The 19,587-nt window shown below is 65.9% G+C and carries 18 protein-coding genes and 2 rRNA genes; 13 read left to right on the forward strand and 7 right to left on the reverse strand.

Going from position 1 to position 19,587, the window contains the following annotated elements:
• Nucleotides 1-79, forward strand: a 5S ribosomal RNA gene (gene rrf / locus L6D89_RS32940); the annotation flags it as partial.
• Nucleotides 80-184: 105 nt separating this feature from the next.
• Nucleotides 185-300: ribosomal RNA gene (rrf, locus tag L6D89_RS10580) — 5S ribosomal RNA — on the forward strand.
• A 190-nt stretch (nucleotides 301-490) separates the two neighbouring features.
• On the opposite strand, the gene L6D89_RS10585 is transcribed toward rrf (L6D89_RS10580), so the two are convergent.
• The 6 genes from L6D89_RS10585 to L6D89_RS10610 all read right to left on the reverse strand — a co-directional run bounded on the left by L6D89_RS10585 (nucleotide 491) and on the right by L6D89_RS10610 (nucleotide 7,987).
• Nucleotides 491-949: a GNAT family N-acetyltransferase gene (locus L6D89_RS10585; RefSeq protein ID WP_236199652.1), complete on the reverse strand. Its 459-nt coding sequence runs from the start codon at nucleotides 947-949 to the stop codon at nucleotides 491-493.
• 119 nt (nucleotides 950-1,068) lie between these two features.
• The gene (gene fabB / locus L6D89_RS10590; RefSeq protein WP_236174583.1) at nucleotides 1,069-2,286 is read right to left on the reverse strand and encodes a beta-ketoacyl-ACP synthase I; all 1,218 of its coding nucleotides are present in this window, start codon (nucleotides 2,284-2,286) and stop codon (nucleotides 1,069-1,071) included.
• A gap of 10 nt (nucleotides 2,287-2,296) precedes the next feature.
• Nucleotides 2,297-2,812: a 3-hydroxyacyl-[acyl-carrier-protein] dehydratase FabA gene (fabA, locus tag L6D89_RS10595; RefSeq protein WP_017517389.1), complete on the reverse strand. Its 516-nt coding sequence runs from the start codon at nucleotides 2,810-2,812 to the stop codon at nucleotides 2,297-2,299.
• Nucleotides 2,813-3,043: 231 nt separating this feature from the next.
• Nucleotides 3,044-4,960 carry an ATP-binding protein gene (locus L6D89_RS10600; RefSeq protein ID WP_236199653.1) on the reverse strand — a complete coding sequence of 639 codons (1,917 nt, stop codon included), beginning with the start codon at nucleotides 4,958-4,960 and terminating at the stop codon, nucleotides 3,044-3,046.
• Nucleotides 4,957-5,877, reverse strand: coding sequence for an ABC transporter substrate-binding protein (locus tag L6D89_RS10605; RefSeq protein WP_236199654.1), 921 nt, complete (start codon nucleotides 5,875-5,877; stop codon nucleotides 4,957-4,959). The genes L6D89_RS10600 and L6D89_RS10605 overlap by 4 nt, the downstream gene beginning before the upstream one ends.
• A 1-nt stretch (nucleotide 5,878) precedes the next feature.
• A complete protein-coding gene (locus L6D89_RS10610; RefSeq protein ID WP_236199655.1) occupies nucleotides 5,879-7,987 on the reverse strand; it encodes a TonB-dependent receptor plug domain-containing protein in 2,109 nt (702 codons plus the stop codon).
• 183 nt (nucleotides 7,988-8,170) lie between these two features.
• On the opposite strand from L6D89_RS10610, the gene L6D89_RS10615 reads away from it, so the two are divergent.
• The 11 genes from L6D89_RS10615 (at nucleotide 8,171) to L6D89_RS10665 (ending at nucleotide 18,018) form a co-directional block, all read left to right on the forward strand.
• Nucleotides 8,171-9,193, forward strand: coding sequence for an NAD(P)H-dependent glycerol-3-phosphate dehydrogenase (locus L6D89_RS10615; RefSeq protein WP_236199656.1), 1,023 nt, complete (start codon nucleotides 8,171-8,173; stop codon nucleotides 9,191-9,193).
• A 12-nt stretch (nucleotides 9,194-9,205) separates the two neighbouring features.
• Nucleotides 9,206-9,547, forward strand: coding sequence for a DUF4389 domain-containing protein (locus L6D89_RS10620; protein WP_236199657.1), 342 nt, complete (start codon nucleotides 9,206-9,208; stop codon nucleotides 9,545-9,547).
• On the forward strand, nucleotides 9,544-10,008 hold the full coding sequence (sixA, locus tag L6D89_RS10625) for a phosphohistidine phosphatase SixA (RefSeq protein WP_236199658.1): 465 nt from the start codon (nucleotides 9,544-9,546) through the stop codon (nucleotides 10,006-10,008). The genes L6D89_RS10620 and sixA overlap by 4 nt, the downstream gene beginning before the upstream one ends.
• 256 nt (nucleotides 10,009-10,264) lie before the next feature.
• A complete protein-coding gene (locus L6D89_RS10630) occupies nucleotides 10,265-11,932 on the forward strand; it encodes an AMP-binding protein (protein ID WP_236199659.1) in 1,668 nt (555 codons plus the stop codon).
• A 15-nt stretch (nucleotides 11,933-11,947) separates the two neighbouring features.
• Nucleotides 11,948-12,373 (forward strand): hotdog fold thioesterase, encoded by a 426-nt coding sequence (locus L6D89_RS10635; RefSeq protein ID WP_017517381.1) that lies wholly within the window; start codon nucleotides 11,948-11,950, stop codon nucleotides 12,371-12,373.
• A 196-nt stretch (nucleotides 12,374-12,569) separates the two neighbouring features.
• Nucleotides 12,570-13,373, forward strand: a complete 804-nt coding sequence (locus L6D89_RS10640) for an AraC family transcriptional regulator (RefSeq protein WP_236199660.1) — start codon at nucleotides 12,570-12,572, stop codon at nucleotides 13,371-13,373.
• A gap of 43 nt (nucleotides 13,374-13,416) precedes the next feature.
• Nucleotides 13,417-14,064, forward strand: coding sequence for a LysE family translocator (locus L6D89_RS10645; RefSeq protein WP_236199661.1), 648 nt, complete (start codon nucleotides 13,417-13,419; stop codon nucleotides 14,062-14,064).
• 188 nt (nucleotides 14,065-14,252) lie between these two features.
• Nucleotides 14,253-15,053 carry an alpha/beta fold hydrolase gene (locus L6D89_RS10650; protein ID WP_236174573.1) on the forward strand — a complete coding sequence of 267 codons (801 nt, stop codon included), beginning with the start codon at nucleotides 14,253-14,255 and terminating at the stop codon, nucleotides 15,051-15,053.
• A 9-nt stretch (nucleotides 15,054-15,062) separates the two neighbouring features.
• Nucleotides 15,063-15,926: an alpha/beta hydrolase gene (locus L6D89_RS10655; protein WP_236199662.1), complete on the forward strand. Its 864-nt coding sequence runs from the start codon at nucleotides 15,063-15,065 to the stop codon at nucleotides 15,924-15,926.
• 174 nt (nucleotides 15,927-16,100) lie between these two features.
• Nucleotides 16,101-16,895 carry a DUF4892 domain-containing protein gene (locus L6D89_RS10660; RefSeq protein ID WP_236174589.1) on the forward strand — a complete coding sequence of 265 codons (795 nt, stop codon included), beginning with the start codon at nucleotides 16,101-16,103 and terminating at the stop codon, nucleotides 16,893-16,895.
• Nucleotides 16,896-16,962: 67 nt separating this feature from the next.
• Nucleotides 16,963-18,018, forward strand: coding sequence for an AI-2E family transporter (locus tag L6D89_RS10665; protein ID WP_236174571.1), 1,056 nt, complete (start codon nucleotides 16,963-16,965; stop codon nucleotides 18,016-18,018).
• 284 nt (nucleotides 18,019-18,302) lie between these two features.
• Here the strand turns inward: L6D89_RS10665 and L6D89_RS10670 are convergent, their stop codons facing one another.
• Entirely contained in the window at nucleotides 18,303-19,583 is a 1,281-nt protein-coding gene (locus tag L6D89_RS10670; RefSeq protein WP_236199663.1) for a CynX/NimT family MFS transporter, read from the reverse strand.
• Nucleotides 19,584-19,587: the final 4 nt, after the last annotated feature.

A 19,587-nucleotide genomic window follows, 5' to 3' on the forward strand; every position in this document is an offset into this window, starting at 1 on the left:
TCCCGAACTCAGTAGTGAAACGACGCATCGCCGATGGTAGTGTGGAGTTTCTCCATGTGAGAGTAGGTCATCGTCAAGCTCCTATCCCAAGACCCCTGGTCAGCATCGCTGGCCGGGGGTTTTGCTTATTAGTGTAAGCAACCCGAATTCGGATGAGCGCCAAGGCGAGCATCCAACCGAATTGCTTGACGACCATAGAGCATTGGAACCACCTGATCCCATCCCGAACTCAGTAGTGAAACGATGCATCGCCGATGGTAGTGTGGAGTTTCTCCATGTGAGAGTAGGTCATCGTCAAGCTTCTAATTCCAAAGCCCCGATCAGCGAAAGCTGATCGGGGCTTTGTTTTTTGCGGTGAAAAAAGCTCACTGTGCAAATAGGCTATCGCCCTGTCCCTGGTCCTCTCCCTGAGGCGGCCGACTGGTGCGGCGAGCTGGCTCGCTGTTAGCTGGTGAGGCAAGAGTGATGCGGTTCGCGAGCAAGCTCGCTCCTACAAAGGGTAGAGGGGCTTGGTCATGATGAGGGTGCGCTCTTCGCCCTGGAGTTGCTCGCGTATGACGCGATAGCCCAGACGAGAATAGAAGCCTTCAGCGGTGAGTGAGGAAGGGGCCAGCAGGGCCTCTACGCCGCGTTGCAGGGCGGCTTTCTCGATTCGGCTCATCAGGGCTTGGCCGATACCTTTGCGTTGTTGTAGCGGGGCTATGAAGAGGCTGCGTACGGCATTGCCATCCAGTGCACCTGTACCGACGATCTTGTCGCTCAGCAATGCGACGAAGACCAGGCGCTTTTCCAGCAGCTCGATCACCCGCTCAGGCGCGAAGTTCGCCGCCACCGATTCGATGATGCTCGCCGGGTAGTCCTGTCCATTGCTCTCTCTGACGGCCGCTACGATCACTTGGCTGATGGCCTTGGCGTCGTCGCTGCGGGCTTCTCTGATCGTCAGTTCCACTCGATGCTCTCCCTGTTATCAGCCTGCTCATCCTGACGGGATCGGCAGCTCAAGGGTAGAGCGAAGTCGCAGGCAACAAAAAAGGCGCCCCAGGGCGCCTTCTTCGTTTGGATCACTGATCAGCCGTTATGGCGTTTCAGGACCAGGGTGGCGTTGGTGCCGCCGAAGCCGAAGCTGTTGCTCATGACGGTGTCGATCTTCGCGTTCTCGCGGGTCTCGCGCAGGATCGGCATGTCGGCGACTTCCGGGTCCAGTTCGTCGATGTTCGCCGAGCCGGCGATGAAGTTGCCTTCCATCATCAGCAGGCAGTAGATCGCCTCGTGAACGCCGGCAGCGCCCAGGGAGTGACCGGACAGGCTCTTGGTGGAGCTGATGGCCGGGGCGTTGCTGCCGAACACTTCACGCACACCACGGATTTCGGCGACGTCGCCAACCGGAGTGGAGGTGCCGTGGGTGTTCAGGTAGTCGATCGGGGTGTCGACGGTGGCCAGGGCCTGCTGCATGCAGCGGATGGCGCCTTCGCCGCTCGGGGCGACCATGTCGTAGCCATCGGAAGTCGCACCGTAGCCAACAATTTCGGCGTAGATCTTGGCGCCACGCTTGAGGGCGTGTTCCAGCTCTTCGACCACGACCATGCCGCCGCCGCCGGCGATGACGAAACCGTCACGCTTGGCGTCGTAGGCGCGGGAGGCCTTTTCCGGGGTGTCGTTGTACTGGGTGGAGAGGGCGCCCATGGCGTCGAACAGGCAGCTCTGGCTCCAATGTTCTTCCTCACCGCCGCCAGCGAAGACGACGTCCTGCTTGCCCAGTTGGATCTGCTCCATGGCCTGGCCGATGCAATGCGCGCTGGTGGCGCAGGCCGAGGAGATGGAATAGTTCACGCCCTTGATCTGGAAGGGAGTGGCCAGGCACGCGGAAACGGTGCTGCCCATGGTGCGAGTCACGCGGTATGGGCCGATGCGCTTGACGCCCTTCTCGCGCAGGGTGTCGATGGCTTCCATCTGGTTCAGGGTGGAAGCACCGCCGGAGCCGGCGATCAGGCCGGTGCGCGGGTTGGAGATCTGCTCGGGGGTGAGGCCGGAGTCCTTGATCGCCTGTTCCATTGCCAGGTAGGCGTAAGCGGCGGCGTCGCCCATGAAGCGGAAGACCTTGCGGTCGATCAGCTCTTCCAGGTTCAGGTTGACCGAACCGGACACGTGGCTGCGCAGGCCCATCTCGGCATAGCTCGGGTTGTGGCGGATGCCAGCACGGCCTGCACGCAGGTTGGCGGAGACGGTGTCTTTGTCATTGCCCAGGCAGGAAACGATGCCCAGACCGGTGATCACGACGCGACGCATGCGGATACCCTTAGAAGCTGTCAGTGGAAGTGAACAGGCCGACGCGGAGGCCTTCGGCGCTGTAGATTTCGCGGCCATCGACGCTGACGGTGCCGTCGGCGATGGCCAGGATCAGCGAACGATTGATCGTACGCTTGATGTGAATGTTGTAGGTGACTTTCTTGGCGGTCGGCAGGACCTGGCCGAAGAACTTCACTTCACCCGAACCCAGGGCGCGGCCGCGGCCGGGATTGCCCTGCCAGCCGAGGTGGAAGCCGACCAGTTGCCACATGGCATCGAGGCCCAGGCAGCCCGGCATGACGGGGTCGCCTTCGAAGTGGCAGGCGAAGAACCAAAGGTCCGGGTTGATGTCCAGCTCGGCGACCAGTTCGCCCTTGCCATACTTGCCGCCGACATCACTGATGTGGGTGATGCGGTCGATCATCAGCATGTTCGGGGCGGGCAGTTGCGCATTACCCGGGCCGAAGAGCTCGCCGCGGCTGCAGCGCAGCAGGTCTTCTCGGGTGAAGGCGTTTTGTTTGGTCATGCGAGCTCCTCAAAAATCCTGGATAGCAGGCGTTGTTTGGCTTGTGCCTGCGGCGCCGCGTTCCGTTGTTATTGTCACGGTGTCATGCGGCAGCCTAGTCATAGACTATTGCCTTTAAGTGAAAGTCACAGCAATCGGCGAACGCTTGTTCACTTTTCGCCGACGCCAGGTTTCCCTGTCGGGACGCAGGCCCCGGGCCGGTCCGCAGTTTGCGGGCAAGTGCTCCGCCGATCAACGACCTGGAGCAACCCAGCGCTGCAGAATCCTTTGCAGCTCCGCGCGTTTGAACGGCTTTGCCAGGTAGTCGTTCATTCCCGCCTCGAGGCACGCCTCGCGGTCACCCTGCAGCGCATTGGCGGTCAGGGCGATGATCGGTACCTGCTCGCCGCCCGGTTTCGCACGGATCTGCCGGGTCGCTTCGTAGCCGTTGAGTACCGGCAGGCGGCAGTCCATCAGGATCGCCGCGAACTCGCCGCGCTCCGAGGTGCGCACCGCCTGGGCGCCGTCACCCACCAGCGTGACGCGATAACCCAGGCTGCGCAACATAGCTTCTATGACCGTTTGATTCACCGGGTTGTCTTCCACCAGCAGCACGGACTGACCAGTGGCAAGTGCATCGCCGCCGTTCGTTCCGCCCTCTGCGGCACTTTGGCGCTCCCGGAAGGGCAGGGGAATCTCCAGGGTGAAGGTCGAACCACAACCCTCCTCGCTGACCGCGCCGAGGGTGCCGCCCATCCGTTCGGCCAGGGTGCGCGCGATGGACAGGCCCAGCCCGGTGCCGCCGTAGCGCCGCGAAGTAGACGAGTCAGCCTGTTGGAACGCCTCGAACATGTGCTCCAGGCGCTCCTGGGAGATACCGATGCCGCTGTCCTGCACCGAGCAGCTCAGCCACAGCACTTCGTCGTCCAGCGCCTGCCAGGTGGCTTCCAGGCGCACGCCGCCTTCTTCGGTGAACTTCAGGGCGTTGCCCAGCAGGTTGACCAGGATCTGCCGGATGCGCGTCGGGTCACCCTGTACCTCGAGGTTGTCCAGGCCGTCCTGTACGTTCATCTCCAGCTCCAGGCCGCGTTGCTGGGCACTGTGCTGGAAGACCTGGATGGAGCTCTGGATCAGCTCCAGCAGGTTGAACGGGATACGCTCCAGTTCCAGGGCGCCGCGCTCGACGCGGGAGAAGTCGAGGATGTCGTTGATCACCTTGAGCAGGTGCTCGGTGGACTCGGTGGCCAGTGCGCTGTACTCGGCCTGCTCCTGATTCAGCTCGGTGGTTTCCAGCAGTTGCAGCATGCCCAGCACGCCGTTCATCGGGGTGCGCAGCTCGTGGCTCATCATCGCCAGGAAGTCGGACTTGGCGCGGTTGGCCTCTTCGGCTTCCTCCCGCGCCGCCACCAGTTGGGCAATGCTGCGTTCCTGCTCCAGGCTGGCCTGCTGCAGGCCGCGGGCGAGGTTGTTGATGTGCCGGGCGAGGTCGCCGACCTCACCGTCATCCGGTACCGGCAGGGTGGTGTGGTAGTCGCCGGTCTGGATCGCCTGTACGGCGCGGCCCATGGTACGGATCGGCGCGGCCAGGCGACGGGCCAGGCGGCGGGCCAGCAGGTAGGTGAGGATCAGCGCGAACAGGGCGAGCAGGCTGGCCTTGAGGAGGATTTCCTGCTGTCGTTCGCTGAAGGCGTCGCTGGCCATGCCGACCACCACGCGGCCCAGATAGTCGCCGCTGGGCGGCGCGGCGGCCGGCAGCATGTCGTTGGAGCTGGCCAGGTCGCTGCCATTCAGGGCGATGTTCTCGCGCTGGATCGAGGCGTGGAAGATCTCCACCTTGCTGCTCGCCTGCGCGGGGTCGGCGGCGTGCTCGACGTAGACGAGGATGTTGTCGCCGCGGTCGCGGACTTCGATGAAGCGTACATGGGCGGTGCTCAGGGTCGCCCGCAGCAGGCTCTGCAACACTGGCAGGTTGCCGGAGATCACCCCGTATTCCGCCGCCGGGGCGAGCTGGTTGGCGATCAGCTGGCCGGTGTGGTTGGACTCCAGACGCAGGTCCTGCAGGCGCGAATAGGTGAAATAGCCGGTCAGCAGCACGGTCAGCAGCAGCGCCGGGCCGAGACTGATGGCCAGCATGCGCGTCTGGATGTTCCAGCTCTTGCGGGAACTCATGGTTTCTCTCCTTCGGCCAGGCGCTGTGCGAGTTCCGCGTCGCCTTGCAGGTCGATGCCGAGCGAGCGCGCCACCTGGCGGTTGCTCTGCACCTTGAAGCGTTCGGGGTAGAGGCTGCGGGGCCATTGCTCCGCCGGCTCGTCGAGCAGGGTGTCGAGGGTCTCCAGCCAGTCGCTCTGGTCGCTGTAGGTGCTGGCCAGGCTGCCGGCCTTGACGAAGGCGGCAGTCGGACCGATCAGCGCCCGGTTCTCGGCGTAGGCACTGAGGAGGATGCCCTTGATGGTCTGCGCGTTATAAAGCTGTTTGTCGTCCAGCCCGAGCAGCAAGTCACTGCGACCGAGCAGTTCTCGTAGCGGACGGCTGTCTTCGCTGCGGGTTTGCAGCTCGCTGACCAGTTCGACACCGAGCTTCTGCGCTGCGTGGTCCAGTTCCGCCAGCAGAAATTCGCTGCTCGGGCCGAGCAACACACCAATGCGTTGTGGGCGTGGGCTGAGCTGCAGTGCCAGTTGCAGTTGGCGGACTGGCGGCGGGTCGCTCCACAGCAGGCTGAGATGCGGCGGCTCACGGTCGCCCAGCACCTGGCGGGCTTCGACGCGGCTGACCAGCAGAGTCAGCGCTGGGGGAGCCGCGTGGCTGGCCAGACGCCAGTTCAGTGCACCGCTGCCGAGCAGCAGCAGACGGGTTTCACCATCCAGGCTGGCGGCGGGCGGCAGGTTCTCCGGGGATTCCAGCCGCACCTGGTCATTCGGGCGACGTTGCGCCAGTGCTTCGGCAAAGTCCTGCAGGGCGGCGCTGCGCTCGGTGCTGACCAGCAGAATATCGCGGGCCTGGGCCGGCAGCGCGAACAGGCAGGCCAGCCACAGGAGCAGGGCCGTGAGGAGGGTTCCGGGGCTCGTCCATGAGCGGCGGGTAGACATGCTAGAAGTCCACCTCGGCGCTGAAGTAGAGCAGGTGTCGGCTGTCGTAGCGGTTTTCCGGCCAGGTCAGCGGCTCGTCGTCCAGGCGCTGCTGCAGCACGCCGGCCAGCTCCAGCGCGGCCCGCCCCAGGGGGATGCGCTTGGCGACGCGCAGGTCGATACGCTCGAAGCGGTGCTCGTTCAGCGCATCGTCACCGTAGTAGAAGATCGAGCTCGACCAGCCACGCCCCCAGTCGCGCATCCAGCCGGCCGAGCCGCTGTTGCGCGCGGTGAGACGCTGGTCGTAGCGGCTGCTGGCGTCGTAGTCGACGTAGGCGTAGGTCAGGCGCAGGCGATCCTGCCGCGTCAGGCGCCAGTCGAGCTGGGTTTCGGTGCCACTGAAGCGGATTTCGTTGTCGTTGGTCGGTTCGAAGTCGGAGACCTTCAAGGGATCGCTGATCAGCCCGTGGATTTCGTCGTAGTAGGCTTTGATGTCGAGGGCGAGCCCGAGTTCGTCGAACTGGCCGTTATAGCCGATTTCCCGCGAGCGCATGCGCTCCTGGTCGAGGTCTCCCGGGCCCTGGGCGCGGGCGAAGTAGTAAGCGCTGGACTGGCCGTACGCGAGCGGCGAGAGGTTGCGCACCCGGTAGCTCCAGTTCACGTCGTTCTCGTACATGTCCGGCGAGCGTACCGCCTCCGAGTACACCGCGCGCAGGCTGTGGCGCGGGGTGATCAGGTAGTTCAGGGCGATGCGCGGGCTGACCGAGCTGCCGGACAGCTGGTCGTCCTCCACCATCGCGCCACCCTGCAGCAGCCAGTGCGGCGTCAGATGCCACTCCACCTGGCCGAACAGGCGCCAGATGTCGTTGTTCACCGTGCCATCGAAATAGGTTTCCGAGGTCGCCTGGTCGTGGCGGTAGCTCATGCCGCTGACCAGCCGCAGGCCCTCGGCGAGGTTCAGGGTGTCCTGGATTTCCAGGTCGTAGCGGGTTTCGCGGATGTTCTGGTTGACCTGCCCGCACACTGGCAGGTAGGCGCCGGCTGCCAGTTGCTGGACGACCTGCCGCGCCAGCGCCTGCTCCTGTGGCGTGCCGCGCGGAATGCGCGGCAGCGAGTCAGCGAAGCTCTGCACGTACTTCGGGTCCAGCTCCCACAGCTGTGCGAGCTGCGGGCTGAAGGCGACTTGCGCTTCGCACGCGCCGAAGTCCTGCAGGCGCTCCCAGTGCTCGGCGTAGCCCTGCACATAGAGGCTGTGCTCGGGATTGATATCGAGGGTCCAGCGCAGCGAGCCGGCGTAATCGCGGGCAGTCAGGTCGGAATTGTCGTCGCCGTCGGGAATCTTGCCGAAGATTGGTTCGTAGTCGTAGGGCCGCTGGTTACTGCCTTCCTTCGCGGCAATTTGCCAGTCGAGGCTGTTGCGCAGGTCGAGGCTGTGGTTGGCCACCAGGTTGAAGCGGCTCAGGCGGCGGCCATCGCGGTAGTCACGGCCGAACTGGTCGTGGTCGAATCCATCGTCTTCCTGGCCGGAGAGGGATAGCCGGTAGTCGCCGGAATGGTCATGGATGCCCTGGCTGGCGTACCAGTCGCGGATGCCGTTCTGCCCAGCGGTGTATTTCAGCCTTGTGCCCTGGCTGTCGGCAGGGTGGCGGGTGAGGATGTTGATCACGCCCATCAGCGCGTTGGCGCCGTAGCTGACGGCGTTGGGGCCGCGGAAGACCTCGATGCGGTCGATGTCCTCGATAGCCACCGGGATGTCGCTCCAGTCCACCGTGGCGAGGCCCGGGCGGTACACCGAGCGGCCGTCCACCAGCACCTGCAGGCGCCGGGCCTCGGTGACGTTGGTGCCGTGGTAGTTCACTGTCGCCTGGTTGCCAGACAGGTAGCCGACCATCATGCCCGGCACCAGCCGCATCAGCTCGGGAATGTCGCGGGCACCGGAGGCCTTGATCAGGTCGCGGTCGAGCACCGTCATGCTGCCGGGGACTTCGGCGGCGGACTGTTTCAATCGCGTTGCGGTCAGAACTTGCGGAACGTCGAGGCTGTCCACGAACAGATCGCCGCCGACGGCCTCGCCAGCCAGCAGCGCGGCAAGCAGGGAGAGCGGCAGGGGAGCGCGGACGGGACGATACACGGAACGGCCTTGTTCTCGGTTCTTATGGGGGGCGGTCAATGTCTACGACTAGACATTCTCCACAGGACGGATGTTAAACGAGGCTGCGCTGAATGCCAGTCCCGTGATCCGGACTGGCCGGTCGCCAATGCGGCCTTATAATGCCCCAATCGCTGCCCTTGGGCGGCCACCAATGGAACAGACATGACACAGCAGCAACCGATCGCCGTCCTCGGTGGTGGCAGTTTCGGCACCGCCTTCGCCAACCTGCTGGCAGAAAACGGACAGCGCGTTCGCCAGTGGATGCGCGACGAGGAGCAGGCCGAGGCGATCCGCACCCGCCGCGAGAATCCCAACTACCTCAAGGGCGTGCGTATCCACGACGGCGTGGAGCCGACCACGGACCTGACCGCGACCCTGGCCGAGTGCGCGATGATCTTCGTCGCGGTGCCTTCCAGCGCCCTGCGCAAAGTGCTCGATGGCCGCAGCGAGGAGCTGGCGGGCAAGATGCTGGTCAGCCTGACCAAGGGCATCGAGGCGCAGAGCTTCAAGCTGATGAGCCAGGTACTCGAAGAGATCGCGCCAAAATCCCGCATCGCGGTGATCTCCGGCCCGAACCTGGCGCGCGAGATCGCCGAGCACGAGCTGACCGCCACCGTGGTTGCCAGCGAGGACGAAGACCTCTGTGCCCAGGTGCAGCAGGCCCTGCACGGCCGCACTTTCCGCGTCTACGCCAGTGGCGACCGCTTCGGCGTCGAGCTGGGCGGCGCGCTGAAGAACGTCTACGCGATCATTGCCGGCATGGCCGCCGCATTGGGCATGGGCGAGAACACCAAGGGCATGCTGATCACCCGCGCCCTGGCGGAGATGACCCGCTTCGCCGTCAAGCTCGGCGCCAACCCCATGACCTTCCTTGGCCTGGCTGGCGTAGGCGACCTGATCGTCACCTGTTCGTCACCCAAGAGCCGTAACTATCAGGTGGGCTTCGCCCTGGGCGAGGGCCTGACCCTGGAAGACGCCGTGGCGCGCATGGGCGAGACCGCCGAGGGCGTGAACACCCTCAAGGTGCTCAAGGCCAAGGCTGACGAGCTGCTGGTCTACATGCCGCTGGTGGCCGGCCTCAACGCCATCCTGTTCGGCGGTCGCACCCTGGAGCAGGTCATCGGTGCGCTGATGAGCGGCGAGCCGAAGACCGACGTCGACTTCATTCCCACCACCGGTTTCTGAGGAGGTCTCACCATGTCCGCTGAACGTCTAGAGAAGGAGTCCCTGGTCCTGCGCGTCGTCTGGATGCTGGTCTTCGCGCTGGTCTGGTTCGTCGCCGAGATGATCCTCGGCGCCGTGGTGATCATCCAGCTGATCTACCGCATTATCTACGGCGCGCCCAGTGGCAGCCTGATGGGCTTCGGCGACAGCCTGAGCCAGTACTTCGCGCAGATCGGCCGCTTCGGCACCTTCCAGACCGAAGAGAAGCCCTGGCCGTTCGCCGACTGGCCGACCGCCCATGCTCCGCAAGGCGAGGCCCCGCACGACGTGCCGCCGGCGGCGCACCCGGTGCGTGACGAGGAGCCGAAGCTTTGAAGCTCTGGCTGCTGCGCCATGGCGAGGCCGAGCCCCAGGCACGCCGTGATGCCGAGCGCCGGCTGACCGCGCATGGCATCAAGGAGGCGCTGAAAAGCGCCGCCCAACTGGCCGGCCAGCCGCTGGACGGGATCCTCGCCAGCCCCTACGTGCGCGCCCAGGAAACCGCCGAACTGGTTCGCGAGGCGCTCGGCTTCGAGGGCTCGGTCGGCACCGCGCCCTGGCTGACGCCGGACGACGATCCGAAGGACGTGCTGCGCTTCCTCGACGGCCGTAACGAGCAGCATCTGCTGCTGGTCACCCACCAGCCGCTGGTGGGCGCGCTGGCGGGCCTGCTGGTGCATGGCAGCCGCAGCGATGCCGTGCCGTTCAGCACCGCCACGCTGGCGGAGCTGGAAGGCGAGGTGCCGGTGGCGGGGTTGATGGAACTGGTGTCGCTCTACCATCCCCGGCATTCCTGAGTTGCCCGCATCCGAAAAAGGCCCCTGACAGGGGCCTTTTGCATGCTGTTGCCGACAAATCGTGCCGGGATGTTTCCGCGCAACGCCCATTGCAGAGCGGCTGCTGCCGATCCTTCGGCTAAATCCTACAAAAGTTCACACGACCAGTCTTGTCTGCTGCTGCGCCGCGTGGAATATTCAACCAAGCAAGTGCTTGGTTGATCCATCGCTATTTCCCTGAGCTACACCTCTGACAAAAAGAACAAAGGAGGGGCACGTGGTTAAAGCAGTCCGATTACCGCTCGACCTGTTCTATCAGCGCGAGAAGAGCCACCCGAACAAACGCTACCTGGTGCAGCCGCTCACCGGCGGCGAAGTGCAGAGCCTCACCTGGGGCGAAGTGGGCGAACAGGCCCGCCGCGCCGCCGCCTGGCTGCGCAGCCAGGACCTGCCCGAAGGCAGCCGGGTGGCGATCATTTCGAAGAACTGTGCGCACTGGATAGTCGCCGACATCGCCATCTGGATGGCCGGCCATGTCTCGGTGCCGCTGTACCCCAACCTCACCGCCGACTCCGTGCGCCAGGTGATGAGCCACTCCGAAGCGCGGGTGGCGTTCATCGGCAAGCTGGACGACTGGCCGGCGATGGCCGACGGCATCCCCGAGGGTGTGCCCACCGTGGCCTTGCCGTTGCATCCGGAAGGGCGATTCGACCACCAGTGGGGCGACCTGCAGCAGCAGGCGCCGATCAGCGACGATCCGCGTCCGGACGCCGCTACCCTGGCGACCCTGATCTACACCTCCGGTACCACCGGTACGCCCAAGGGCGTGATGCACACTTTCGGCAACTTCGCCTTTGCCGCCAGCCATGCCATTGACCTGTTCGGCGTCGGCGAAGAGGACCGCCTGCTCTCCTACCTGCCGCTGTGCCACGTGGCCGAGCGGATGTTCGTGCAGATGGCGTCGATCTACGCGGGCCAGACAATCTTCTTCGCCGAGAGCCTGGATACCTTCGTCGCCGACATGCGTCGCGCGCGGCCCACGGTATTCTTCGGCGTGCCGCGCATCTGGACCAAGTTCCAGATGGGCGTCTACGCGCAGATGCCGGCGAAAAAGCTCGACCGCCTGCTGCGCCTGCCCATCGTCGGCCGCCTAGTCGGTCGCAAGGTACTCGCCGGCCTCGGCCTGGATGCCGTGCGCTATGCCCTGTGCGGCGCCGCGCCGGTGCCCGAGGCGCTGCTGGACTGGTACCAGCGCCTGGGCCTGAACGTGCTCGAGGTCTACGGCATGACCGAGAACTGCGGCTACTCCCACGTCTGCCGTCCCGGCGAGCAGAAGACCGGCTGGATCGGTCGCAACAGTCCCGGCGTGGAAGTGCGTATCAGCGACGAGGGCGAGGTGCAGGTGCGCAGCGGCGCGACCATGATCGGCTACTTCAAGGACCCGGAGCGCACCGCCGAGACCATCACCGAGGACGGCTTCCTGCGCACCGGTGACAAGGGCGAGCAGGATGCCGAAGGCCATCTGCGCCTGACCGGACGGATCAAGGAGATCTTCAAGACCGCCAAAGGCAAGTACGTCGCCCCGGCGCCCATCGAAAACCGCCTCGCCGTGCATTCGCGGATCGAGCAGATCTGCGTGGTCGGCGACGGCCTGATCGCTCCGCTGGGCCTTTGCGTGCTCTCCGAAGTCGGCCGCCAGGAAGCCGCCAACGGCTCGCGCATCGAGCTTGAACAGAGCCTGCAGGCGCTGCTGACGGAGGTGAACGAGGCGCTGGACAAGCACGAACGCCTGGCCGGGCTGGTGCTGGTCAAGGACGTCTGGACGGTGGATAACGGCTTCCTCACGCCCACTCTGAAGATCAAGCGCAACGTGGTTGAAGGCACCTACGGTCAGCGCTTCAATGAATGGGCGGAGCGCCGCGAGGCGGTGCAATGGCATGAATGACAGAAGGAATTTCGAATGACCTGGCGCACCACGCCCGACCTGGAAAAGCTCAACGCGAACCTGAAGAACACCATTGGTGAAGTGCTCGATATCCGCTTCGAGGCGTTCGACGACGACTCGCTGACCGCCAGCATGGTGGTCGATTCGCGCACCCACCAGCCTTACGGCCTGCTGCACGGTGGCGCCTCGGTGGTGCTGGCGGAGACCGTCGGCTCCACCGCCAGCTACCTGTGTCTGGATACGTCCAAGTACTACTGCGTCGGGCTGGAGGTAAACGCCAACCACCTGCGCGGCCTGCGCAGTGGGCGGGTGACGGCGGTGGCGAAGGCGGTGCACATCGGCCGTTCGACCCACGTCTGGGAAATCCGCCTGCATGGGGATGATGGCAAACCGAGCTGCATCTCCCGGCTGACGATGGCGGTGGTGCCGCTGGAGCGTTGACCAGGCCGTGATCTGGCTCGGATGTAGGATGGCGTGGAGCGAAGCGATACCCATCAATCCCTGCACCGGCAGCATGGGTTTCGCCTAGGCTCCACCCATCCTACAGAAGCGCTCCGCTGCGGCTGCCATGTGATGGGTGACGACCACTCGCAATTTTGTCCAAGACCTGCCGTTCCCGCGCCGGTAAAGTAGGCCAATGGAACGCATCGAACACCACAGCAGCGGCTTGCCCGGCGTCCGTTTCATCGACGCCGAGTACCGCCGTTTCGCCTTTCCCCGGCATTTTCATCTCGACTATCACGTCGGGTTGATGCTTGGCGGCTGCCAGCGCTACACCCATCGCGGTGAGCGCTCGCTGGCTGGGAATGGCGACATCCTGCTGATGAGCCCCGAGAGCATCCACGATGGCTCCAGCGATGGTGAGAACGGCTATCGCATCCGCGTGCTGTCCATCGACCCGCAATGGCTGGACGACGCCTGCCGCGCCTTCAGTGATGGCCGCCAGGGCGCGCCCCGGCTGACTGCCGCGCAACTGCGCGATCCGCTGCTGCAGGTCGAACTGCAGCGTGCCCACCAGCTGATGCTGGGCGGCGAACGGCTGGCCCAGGAAGGCCAGCTCTGGCAGGCGCTGGCCGCATTGCTGGAGCGCGCTTCCAGCCTGCGTGTGCGTGAGCCGGGGCAGGGCTTCGATGCGCCGACCTGGGGGCGCCTGCGCGAGTGGCTGGAGTCGCGCCTGGAAACCCCGCCAACCCTGGAAGAGATCGCCGAATTCTGCGACCTCAGCCCCTGGCAGGTGCTACGCCGCTTCCGCCACCAGTGTGGATTGCCGCCACACCAATGGCTGACCCAACTGCGCCTGGAGCGTGCCTTGCCACGGGTGCTCAAGGGCCAGCCGCTGTCGGAGATTGCCCTGAGCCTGGGCTTCTATGACCAGGCGCATTTCAGCCGCCTGTTCCGCCGCACCTACGGCTTGCCGCCCGCGCGACTACGCCAGCGCTGATCCAGCCACTTTTCATTTCCCTTTCCCACTGGAGAATCCCGCCATGCAGGAGGTTCACGTCTTGCCCATGCTCACTGCCGTGTTCGCCGTCGCACTGGTCAGCCCTGGCCCCGACGTCGCACTGGTCGTCCGCACCGCTCTGCACCAGGGGCGCCGCGCCGGCGTGCTCAGCGCCCTGGGCCTGGCCTGCGGCATCCTGGTCCACGGCACACTGGTGCTGACCGGCGTGTCACTGTTGCTCAGCCGCTCGCCACTGCTGTTCAACGCGCTGCAACTGGTCGGGGCGGTCTATCTCGGCTGGCTCGGCTTTGGCGCTCTTCGCGCGCTGCGCAAGCCCGGCGGGGCAGGGCGGATCGACGGCGAACTGGCCGAGTCGAAGCTCGGGCCGTGGTTGCGCGGGCTGGCAACCAACCTGTTCAACCCCAAGGCGCTGGTGTTCTTCCTGGCACTGCTGACCAGCCTGATTCCGGCCGACATGTCGGTGCCAGGCAAGGTGTCGGTGGCGGTGATGCTGTTCGGCACCGGCTTCCTCTGGTTCAGCCTGCTCAGCGTGCTGCTGACCCGAACGGTCTGGCAGAAGCGCCTGCTGCGCGCGGTACCGATCATCGATGGCGCCTGCGGGCTGGTGTTCCTGCTGGTGGCCGGTGGCATCCTGTTCAGCGTGGTGAACCACGCGGTGCATTGGGTCTGATGGTTGGTGGCGCATAACCGTTCGCGGTTATCCGCCAACAAGGCCTGGTGCGAGAGCGGATCAGGGCAGAACCGCCGGAGCGCCATGGACTTTGGCCGTAGTGCCGTCATTCGCGGGAGTGCGGGTCATTGCCGCGCCCCCGGTGCTGTCGGAAAATCCAGGCTGTCATCTCCCTGAGTTCACCCAGCATGTCGCAAGCGGTTTTCTTCGCCCACGCCAATGGTTTCCCTTCGGGTACCTACGGCAAGTTGTTCGACGCCCTGGAGCCGGATTACCGGGTCCACCGGCTGGACATGCATGGCCATGACCCGCGCTTCCCGGTGAACGCCAACTGGGAAAACCTGGTGGAAGAGTTGCTGCATCACCTCGAGTCGCTGGACGAGCCGGTGTGGGGCGTCGGCCACTCCCTCGGCGGCGTGCTGCATTACCACGCGGCGCTGCGCAAACCCGAACTGTATCGCGGTGTGGTGATGCTCGATTCGCCGCTGCTGACGCTGGCCGACCAGTTGGTGATCCGCGTTGCCAAGCGCTTCGGCTTTATCGACCGACTGACACCCGCCGGCCGCACCCTGGGCCGCCGCGAGGACTTCGACGACTTTGCCGAGGCGCTGGAGTACTTCGCCGGCAAGCCGTTGTTCAAGCGCTTCGACCGCGATTGCCTGGAAGCCTACGTGCGTCATGGGTTGGCGCCGGCTGACGCAAGGGGACTGCGGCTGAAGTTCGATCCGGCCACGGAAATCTCCATCTACCGCAACGTGCCGCACACCAGCCCGGGCCGCGCGAAGCAACTCGCCGTGCCGTTGACCATGGTGCGCGGCCGCCACAGCCGCGTAGTACTGCCGCACCACGCGCGGATGATCGGCCGCATCCCCATGGGCGAAAGCCTGTCGCTGCCCGGCGGGCACATGTTCCCGCTGGAGCGCCCGCAGGATACCGCCGCGCTGCTCAAGACCGTCTTCGCCCGCTGGCAACAGCGCGCCAACGCCTAAGGAATCGCCATGACCGCCAAAGTCCAGGAAATCCGCCTGAACCTGCCGCACATCGAACTGGCCGCACACCTCTTCGGCCCGGAAGACGGGCGCCCGGTAATCGCCCTGCATGGCTGGCTGGACAATGCCATGAGCTTCGCCCGTCTGGCGCCCAAGCTCGAGGGTGTGCGCATCCTCGCCCTGGATTTCGCCGGCCACGGCCACTCCGGCCACCGCGCGCCGGGGGCCAGCTACCTGCTGTGGGACTACGCGCTGGACGTGCTGATGGTGGCCGACCAGATGGGCTGGGAGCGCTTCTCCCTGCTCGGGCACTCCATGGGCGCCATCGTCTCGGTGCTGCTGGCCGGCGCCATGCCCGAGCGCATCGAGCGCCTGGCGCTGATCGACGGCCTGGTGCCCTACACCGGCGAGCCGGACACCTCGCCGCAGAAGCTCGGCGAAGCCCTGCGTGCGCAACTGGCCTTGCCGAACAAGCGCAAGCCGGTCTACGAGGTCATCGACCGTGCGGTGGAAGCGCGCATGAAAGGCGTCGGCGCTGTGAGCCGCGAAGCGGCCGAGCTGCTGGCGTCCCGAGGGCTGGTGCCGGTACCTGGCGGCTACACCTGGCGCACCGACGCGCGCCTGACCCTGCCGTCGCCGCTGCGCCTGACCCGCGCCCACGCGCGACAATTCGTCCGGTCGGTGCAGTGCCCGACCAGCCTGGTACTGGCGCAGCAGGGGCTGATGATGGTCGAGCCAGCCACCCGCGAACTGCTCAAGGACAGGCCCTTCGAGGTTCATGAACTGCCGGGCCAGCATCACCTGCACCTGGATGACGAGGCCGGTGCCGAAGCCGTCGCGGCGATCTTCCGGCCCTTCCTGCTGGCGGACTGAGCAACACCCTGTAGCGGCGGGTAGCTTGACTAAAGCGGGGCCTGCCGCGAGTCTGCACGGATCGTTTCAGGGAGATTGTGCATGCTCGACGTCCAGACCAACGCGCGCCAAGACGGCAAAAACCTTTCGGCGGACGCGCAGAAGGCCCGGATTTCACGGCTCCTTCACTCCCTGATGTTCACCGGCCTGCTCGGTGCAAGCGCCGCTGCTGGCGCCGCCGACCTTCCCGACAGCCACGACCTGGACATCCTCCCGCGCTTCCCGCGTGCGGAGATCGTCGACTTCAACCAGGCCGGCAGCCAGGAGCGCATCTACCCGCAAGGCTCGATCAGCCGCATCAGCGGGCGCCTGCGCATGGAAGGCGAGGTGCGCGCCATCGGCGACCTGACCGCCGTGACCTACCGCCTGCCCGACGAGGACTCCAGCCAGAGCGCCTTCGCCGCCGCGCGCAAGGACCTGCTCAAGGCCGACGCCACGCCACTGTTCTGGTGCGAGAGCCGCGATTGCGGCTCCAGCAACCTGCTGGCCAATTCGGTGTTCGGCAATTCCAAGCTGTTCGGCCCGGATGACCAGCAGGCCTATCTGCTGGTGCGCCTGGCCGCGCCCCACGAGGACAGCCTGCTGGCGGTCTACACCATCACCCGTGGCAACCGCCGCGCCTACCTGCATGCCGAGCAACTGGACAGCGGCACGCCGCTGGGCGAGCTGTTGCCCAGCCCGGCGACGCTGATGCGTCTGCTCAAGGCCAACGGCGAGCTGACCCTCAGCCACGTCCCGCAGGAGCCGGGCGGCGCCTGGCTCGACCTGCTGGTACGCACCTTGCGCCTGGACACCGGCGTGCGTGTGGAGCTGGCCGGCAAGCATGCCGGAGACTGGCGCTCGGCACTGACCGCCCAGGGAGTGCGCGATGCGCGCCTGGAGCAGGGCAAGGATGACAGCGACGGCCTGCACCTGACCTGGCTGCGCTGATTCACCTACGCTGATAAGGCCGAAGCGCTCTACACTGGGCGCTTCACGAGCCTGTTGCGGAGTTCCGATGTTCGACAATGATCGCCTGCTGCTGCGCCTGCTGTTGCTTGGCCTGCTCGCGGCCAGCATCTGGGTGTTGCTGCCCTTCTGGTCGGCCCTGGTCTGGGCGGCCGTGCTGGCCTTCGCCAGCTGGCCGCTGATGCGCCTGCTCACCCAGTTGCTCGGCGGTCGCCAGGCAGCCGCGGCCGGCTTGCTCACCGTGTGCTGGATCGTGCTGGTGGCATTGCCGCTGGTGTGGCTCGGCTTCGGGCTGGTGGACCGGGTGCGCGAAGGCGTCGAGCTGGTGAAGAACCTGCAGGTGTCCGGCCTGCCGCCGCCGCCGGAGTGGATGGCGCGGGTGCCGCTGATCGGCGATCGCCTGATCGGCTGGTGGTACCAGGCCGACCAGCAGGGCGTGGCGATGTTCTCCGCACTCAAGCCGTACATGGGCGAAGTGGGCAACTGGATGCTGGCGCGCAGCGCCAAGCTGGGCGCCGGCATCTTCGAACTGGTGCTCAGCCTGGTACTGATCTTCTTCTTCTACCGCGACGGCCTGCGCCTGCAGGCCTTCGCCCACGGCATGCTGCAGCGTCTGATCGGCGACACCGCGCAGCAATACATGGACATCATCGCCGGCACCGTGCAGCGGGTGGTCAACGGGGTGATCGGCACCGCCGCTGCGCAAGGGGTGCTGGCGACCGTCGGCTTCCTCATTGCCGGTGTGCCGGGCCCGCTGGTGCTGGGGCTGCTGACCTTCGTCTGCAGCCTGCTGATGGTGCCGCCGCTGATCTGGGGGCCGGCGGTGCTCTGGCTGTTCTACCAGGAGAGCTACGGCTACGCGGTGTTCATGGCGATCTGGGGCTTCTTCGTGATCAGCGGTGTGGACAACATCCTCAAGCCCTACCTGATCAGCCGCGGCGGCAACCTGCCGCTGGTGGTGGTGCTGCTGGGTGTGCTCGGCGGGCTGCTCAGCTTCGGTTTCATCGGCCTGTTCCTCGGGCCGGTGCTGCTGGCGGTGGTCTACAACCTGATCAGCGCCTGGGTCGATAGCTCGCACCGACCACCGCCGCCGCCGGTGGTTTGAAGCATGCAGAATGCGCCCTGCGGCCCTGTGGTGAGGATGACCGCGCCACGTTAGCCGTTGCACATTGCAGGAGCGAGCTTGCTCGCGAACGGGTTGCCCGGCGGCTCAGGTGCTGGGTGGGTTCGCGAGCAAGCTCGCTCCTACAGGTGAGGCGCAATCCCGAGCGAGGTTTGCGCCTCACGGTCTTGCAGGTCAGCAATGTAGGGCGAGTAGCCCGGAGCAGAGTGTCAGCCGCAATGGCGGATAACGCCTGAGGCGTTATGCGCCCTACGGGAGGGGCTGAGTCAGACGTGCTCGCTCTTCACCTGCACCAACCGATCCCGCCCGGCGCCCAGGCCGAACACGATGGCGGCGACTGTCACCACCACGAAGATCACCCCGGTCGCTGCCCAGCCGCCGGTGGCGTCGTGCACCACGCCGACCAGGAACGGCCCGCAGGCTGCCAGGGTGTAGCCGACGCCCTGGGCCATGCCGGAGAGGTTGGAGGCGACATGCGAGTCCGGCGAACGCAGCACGATCAGCGCCAGGGCGATGCTGAAGGTGCCGCCCTGGCCGAGGCCGAGCACCACCGCCCAGCCCCAGATACCCGAGAGCGGGGCGAGCAGCAGGCCGAGCAGGCCGGCCAGGGTCAGGCTCATGACGATCACCACGGCGAGGCGCTGGTCCTTGCCGCGGGTGGCCAGCCAGGGCGCCGCCAGTGCGCTGAACAGCTGCACCATCACCGAACCGGAGAGCACCAGCCCGGCTTCCACCGCGCTCAGGCCACGGTCGATGAGGATCGACGGCACCCAGCCGAAAACGATATAGGCCAGCGACGACTGCAGGCCCATGTACAGCGTCACCTGCCAGGCCAGCGGATCGCGCCACAGCCCCTTCACCTTGTACACCGCGCGGTGGGCGTGGTGGTTCTGGCGGGTTTGCGGCAGCCAGATCGCCGCCGCGACCACGGCGGGTATCGCCCAGAACGCCAGCGCCAGTTGCCAGCTGTTGTCCATCAGCCCCGCCAGCGGCACGGTGGAACCGGCCGCGGTAGCGGCGCCCAGGCACAGGGCCATGGTGTAGACGCCGGTCATGGTCCCGGCGATGTGCGGGAAGTCGCGCTTGACGATGCCCGGCAGCAGCACGCCGATGATGCCGATGCTGGCGCCAGCCACCAGGCTGCCGAGGAACAGCCCGGCGACCGGGAACAAGCTGCGCAGGACGATGCCGCCGGCCAGGGTGAAGAGGATCAGCAGCACCGTGCGCTCGGCGCCCAGGCGTCGCGCGAGCATCGGCGCCAGCGGGGCGAACAGGCCCAGGCAGAGCACTGGCAGGGTGGTCAGCAGACCCGCGGCAGCGGCGGAAAGGCCGGTGCTGTCACGCACGGTGTTGAGCAGCGGCGACAGGCTGGAAAGCGCCGGACGCAGGTTGATCGCCACCAGCACCAGGCCCAGCAGCAATAGCCAGGTGCGTTGCGGGGGCGGTGCAATATTTGGCGCGCTGTCGTCTTCGGCGTCGATCAGCAGTTCTTCGGGCGGGCAGGACACCTTGTGTTCGGCGTCTTTCGGGTCATTGGGCTGGGACATGGTG

The sequence above is a fragment of the Pseudomonas pseudonitroreducens genome (assembly GCF_021603645.1).
Lineage (GTDB): Bacteria > Pseudomonadota > Gammaproteobacteria > Pseudomonadales > Pseudomonadaceae > Pseudomonas > Pseudomonas pseudonitroreducens.